This window comes from Desulfovibrio sp. 1188_IL3213, from assembly GCF_036763145.1.
In the GTDB taxonomy this organism is placed as follows: domain Bacteria; phylum Desulfobacterota; class Desulfovibrionia; order Desulfovibrionales; family Desulfovibrionaceae; genus Desulfovibrio.
Genome location: NZ_JBAIYR010000142.1, coordinates 1 through 5,323, shown reverse-complemented (window position 1 = coordinate 5,323; position 5,323 = coordinate 1). Strand labels below are relative to the sequence as shown.

The 5,323-nt window shown below is 59.6% G+C and carries 2 protein-coding genes; both read left to right on the top strand.

Translation table 11 applies throughout. The features are described 5' to 3' along the window. Positions 1 to 153 precede the first annotated feature (153 nt). The gene (locus V6C16_RS07380; RefSeq protein ID WP_333536632.1) at positions 154 to 1,518 is read left to right on the top strand and encodes an HlyD family type I secretion periplasmic adaptor subunit; all 1,365 of its coding nucleotides are present in this window, start codon (positions 154 to 156) and stop codon (positions 1,516 to 1,518) included. Between the two features lie 14 nt (positions 1,519 to 1,532). Continuing rightward, positions 1,533 to 5,323, top strand: a 3,791-nt coding sequence (locus V6C16_RS07375; protein ID WP_333542957.1) for a VCBS domain-containing protein, incomplete at its 3' end; no start/stop codon positions are given.

Here is a 5,323-nt window from a genome sequence, read left to right as displayed (position 1 = left end):
GGCCCCCGGCCCTGCAGGCGAGGAACAGCAAGCCGCGAACAGCGCCGCCAGCACCGCTGCGGGCGAGAAAGAAAGCACCGCCGGAAAACAAGTGACAGCACCGCCCCCCACGCCTTCCGGCGGCGTGACTGAAACCGATATGGGGAGAGCACTATGAGCGCCCTGACGAACTTATGGCGGCGGCTGTTTGGCCTCGCTTCGGCACAGGATGAAGAACAACTGCCCTATATGAGCAAGGTGGATGCGGCACTGCAACGCAAAGGCAGGGTGGAAGCCGTGTTCCTCTCTCTCGGCACGGCCGTTTTGCTGTGCGTTCTTGTTGCCTGGGCGTCCTGGGCCACCATCGATGAAGTAACGCGCGGTCAGGGGCAAGTGGTAGCCGCCAGCGGAACCCAGGTGATCCAGAACCTTGAGGGCGGCATTTTGCGTGAGGTTCTGGTTCGCGAGGGGCAGGTAGTTGAAAAAGACCAGCCGCTTGCACGCCTCGACAATCTCGGCGCGGCCAGCCAGTACACCGACGCCCTGACCAAGGCGCAGGAAAACCGCGTGGCCCTCATACGCCTTGAAGCGGAAAAAAACTCTGTTCCTCCAGTATTTGATGCGGATTTGCTGGCTTCTGCCCCGCAAATAGTGGCTGACCAGGAAGAGATGTACCACAGCCGCCGCGAAAGATTCCTTTCAGAAATGGCGATGCTTAATTCGCAGTACAGACAGCGCCTTAAAGATGTGGACGAGCAGCGCGGACGCAAAACCCAGATCGCGCACAACCTTGCCCTGGCCGAAGAACGCCGTGATCTGGCAAAGCCGCTGGAAGCGCGCAAACTATACCCCAGGGTGGACTACCTCGACCTGGAGCAGCGCGTTGTGACCTTGCGTGGCGACCTCGAAGCGGTTTCGGCCGCATTGGGCAAGGCTGAAGAAGCCGCCCTTGAGGTCGAGCGTAAGCTGGGCCTGCACAAGGCTGAATACGAGGCTGAAATATCAGCAGAAATTAACAAGCGCCGTACAGAACTGACCTCGCTTCAGGCTCTGCTTTCGGCAGGAGGCGACCGCGTTACCCGCACAGAACTGCGCGCTCCGGTGCGGGGTACGGTCAAAAGGGTCGCCATCAACACCATAGGTGGCGTGGTGCGCTCTGGCGAGCCCATCATGGAAATTGTGCCTCTGGGCGACACACTCCTGGTAGAAGCCCGCGTTCGCCCGGCAGACATAGCTTTTATTCACGCGGAACAGCGTGCCATCGTCAAGATATCGGCCTATGATTTTTCCATCTACGGCGGGCTTGAGGCCGTGGTGGAACAGATCAGCGCCGACACCATCGAAGACAAGAGGAATGATTTTTTCTATCTGGTCAAATTGCGCACCAAAAAGAATGAAATCACCTACCGCAACGAGCACCTGCCCATCATACCCGGCATGGTGGCCGTGGTGGAAATCATCTCCGGCAAAAAAACCGTACTGGACTACCTGCTCAAACCCCTGCTCAAGGCACAGCAAAATGCCATGAGAGAACGATAGACCACGAGGCGCATATGCTTGCTTCCCACCCCCTGTACATGCCCCCTCCGGGGCATCAGATAGTGCTTAAAGGCCTTTCGCACCAGTCACGCATTGAACTGAATTTCTCCATGCAGGGACTTTTTGTCGGGCTGGAGGGATATAATCTCGTTTTCTCCCGCGAGGACGGCTCCCGGCTGGTTCTTGAAGATTACCTGAACCCCGCGCCTCTTCCCGCCGTGCAGCTTGCGGCAGCGGGGACGGACCAATCCCTGGCAGGCCTGATGGCCGCCGCGCACCCGGCCATCATCGTCAATGGCCGGGAAATGTCGCCTGCCGGATTTTTTTCCTCGCTGGGTGAAGAAGGCATGCCCGAGGCGGGCATAGCCGCCACGCGCAACGCCTCTTTTCAGGGGCATGAGCATGACGCTCTTCAGGAAGGTGTCGATTCCCTTGGCGGCCTTGACGGTAATGACGAAATGATACGACGGGGCAGATCGGGGACGGACAATGGAGAGACCGTGGGCCAGGGCCTCTCCCATACCGGTGACGGAAAGTTTTTTTCCGGTGGCGGCTTGGGGGGCAGATCGGGCGGTGGTCACCATACCGGTACAGATCCGAATCAGGGCGGCAGCACTGGCCCCGGTGGAGGTACTAATCCGGGTGGTGGCACGAATCCCGGCGGCGGCACAGGCCCCGGCGGCGGCACTGACCCCGGTGGAGGAACTGATCCTGACGACGGCACGGGGCCCGGTCAAGGAACAGGACCCGGCGGCGGCACGGGGCCCACCGCCATAGCAGCCTATGCCAGCCTGACAGAAGACGACACTGACGTTAGCGGTCAAATTCCTACCCCGCAGAATGCGGCTGGACACAACCTGTCGTTTGTGGCGCAAAACGGCATTTCTGGTCAATATGGAACATTCAGCGTTGATGCCGGCGGAGCCTACGCCTACACGTTGGACAGCGCCCTGCCGAGCGTACAGGGGCTGGCAGCAGGCCAGACGCTCACAGAAACATTCACCTACGCAATGGATGACGGTAAAGGCGGAACCATCTCCAACACGGTCACCATTACCATCCATGGTCTCAACGACGCGCCCACGGTGCCCTCTGCGGCCACCTCAATACTTGAGGATCAAGATCAAACCACAGGCACCTTGCCCACTCCCCAGGATATCGACGCTGGCGATTCTCCCCAGTATCTGGTGCAGACCAACACGCCCGGACTCTACGGCAGCCTCAGTCTCAACGCCGATGGAACCTTTATCTACACGCTGGACAACAGCCTGCCTGCCGTCCAGCAGTTGGGTGCGGGCGATTTTCTGACAGAAACGCTCACCTACACGGTGGATGACGGTCACGGAGGTACGGCTTCCGGCAGCCTTGTCATAACCATATACGGCACTAATGATGTACCCACGGTGTCGGCCGCCACAGCAACGACGGACGAAGACGGCCCTGTGCTCATGGGCGTTCTGCCGACGCCGCATGATGTGGACGCGGGGGATGTGCCGCAGTTCATACCGCAAGCAGGCAGTGTGGGGACCTATGGGGTGCTTACCCTGGATGCCCAGGGCAACTACAGCTACGTTCTGGACAGCACGCGACCGGAAGTTCAGGCGCTTAGCCAAGGTGACACGCTTACAGAACAATTTGTTTTCACCGTCACAGACGGCCAGAGCAACGTCAGCAAAACACTGACCATCACCATCAACGGAACCAACGACAATCCCACCGTGGCAGCCTCTTCAGCCTCGTTGACCGAGCATCAGGGGCTTGTGGGCGGAACCCTGCCCACTCCACATGACGTGGACGCCAATGACAGCCTCAACTTCACTGAACAGCACAACACACCCGGACAGTACGGCAGCCTCAGCGTGGATGCCGCCGGCAACTATACCTACGTATTGAACTATGCAGCGCCCGGCTTGCAAAGTTTGGCCTACGGGCAACAACTGACCGATGTTTTTACCTATACGGTGTATGATAATCACGGAGGCACGGCCACCAACACCATAACCATCACCATTCACGGCACGAACGACGCCCCGCAGGTCAGCGCTGCCGTGGCGGCCATCAATGAGGATCAGGCCGGCATCAGCGGCTCGCTTCCCACGCCTGCGGATGTGGACGCCGGGGATACGGTGAGCTTTCTGGCTCAGCCCTCCACCCCCGGCCAGTACGGCTCGTTCACCCTGCTGGCTGACGGCAGCTATACCTACAGCCTCAACAACGCCCTGCCTGCCGTCCAGCAACTGGGCGCGGGCCAACATCTTACCGAAACCTTCACCTATACCGTCACCGATCAGCACGGCGCCACATCCACCAGCAGCATGGTCATCACGATCAACGGAACCAACGACAATCCCGTCATTGCCCCCATTGTTACAACTGCTCTCAAGGAAGACAGCGTTCTGACGTCCTCCGGCACGCTTACGGTCACTGACGTGGATGCGGGCGACGTACCCGTGTTTCAGGCGCAGAACGTAACCGGCCTGTACGGCAGTTTTGTGCTCAACAGCAACGGAACCTACGTGTATACGCTCAACAACAACCTGCCTGCCGTGCAAGGACTGGGGCAGGGCGAGAAGCTTGTGGAAAGCTTTACCGTGGCGGCCAACGACGGGCATGGCGGCATAGCCGCGCGCACCATTTCCTTCACGATCAACGGCACCAATGACGCGCCTTCCGTCGGCCCCGCCACAGCAGCCATCGGCAACGATACAAGCCTGCACAGCGGCAAACTGCCAACCCCCACGGATCCGGACAACAAGCTTGACAATATCGCCAGCGATACCCTCACCTTTATTGCCAAAAGCAATGAGGCGGGCAGCTACGGCTGGTTCAGCCTGAATGCCGACGGCTCATACACCTACAAGCTCAACACCGGTCTGCTGGCAGTTCTGCTTCTTACCCTGGGGGCCACGCTCAAGGATACGTTCACCTACACTGTCACTGACGAGCACGGCGCCACCGCCAGCAATACCCTGACCATGAATATCACAGGCGGCCTGCTGGGCAGCATCAGCCTCACCACAGTGCTGGACGGCACAACAAGCCTGCTGGGCAATCTGCTTATTCCCGGCTACTCCAATCCCGCCTTTTCCCTCCAAAGCGGTACGGAAGGCCAGTATGGCACGCTTACGCTCAACAGCAACGGCACTTACAACTATAACCTTTCGCCATATGGCATCAGCGAAAGCCAAAAACTTGGTGCAGGCGAAACCTTCACGGACGTTTTTCTGGTCAAGGTTACCGCCAGCGGCAAATCGATCACCACACCGCTGACCTTCACCATCACCGGCTCCAATGACGCGCCCACAGTGCAACAGGCCTACCTTTCAGTCTCGGAGGACGACGTTTCTGCCATGTACGGCCAGCTTGTCATCGCTGACCCGGACAAGTCGGACACGCCCAGGGCCGTTGCCCAGACCACCGAAGGACAGTACGGCACATTCTATCTCAACCCCGACGGGTCATACACCTATGTGCTGCACAAGGACGCCGCCGCCGTAAAGGCCCTCAACGATGGCGACACGCTTGATGACGTATTCACCGTTACCGTGGTTGACGGACACGGCGGTTCGGCCCAAACCACCGTAACCGTAACCATCCACGGCACCGGAGAAGCCCCGCACATGCAGGGTATGGGCGCCATGCGCCCCATGTTCGTTCCGGATGATCTGGCCGTTGCCGGCGACCATGAACAAACTCCGGCCAGCGCGGAGGAGCGTGACGCCGCTGCCCCTGACAACGGGCACAACAACACCTCTCACGCCCTCCACTCCGGCCCGGATGCAGCCGGGGCCGACGTGCCGGACGG

Bases quoted from the DNA above. Each gene is read 5' to 3' on its own strand.
- V6C16_RS07380 (WP_333536632.1), top strand. From the start codon at position 154: ATGAGCGCCCTGACGAACTTATGGCGGCGGCTGTTTGGCCTCGCTTCG.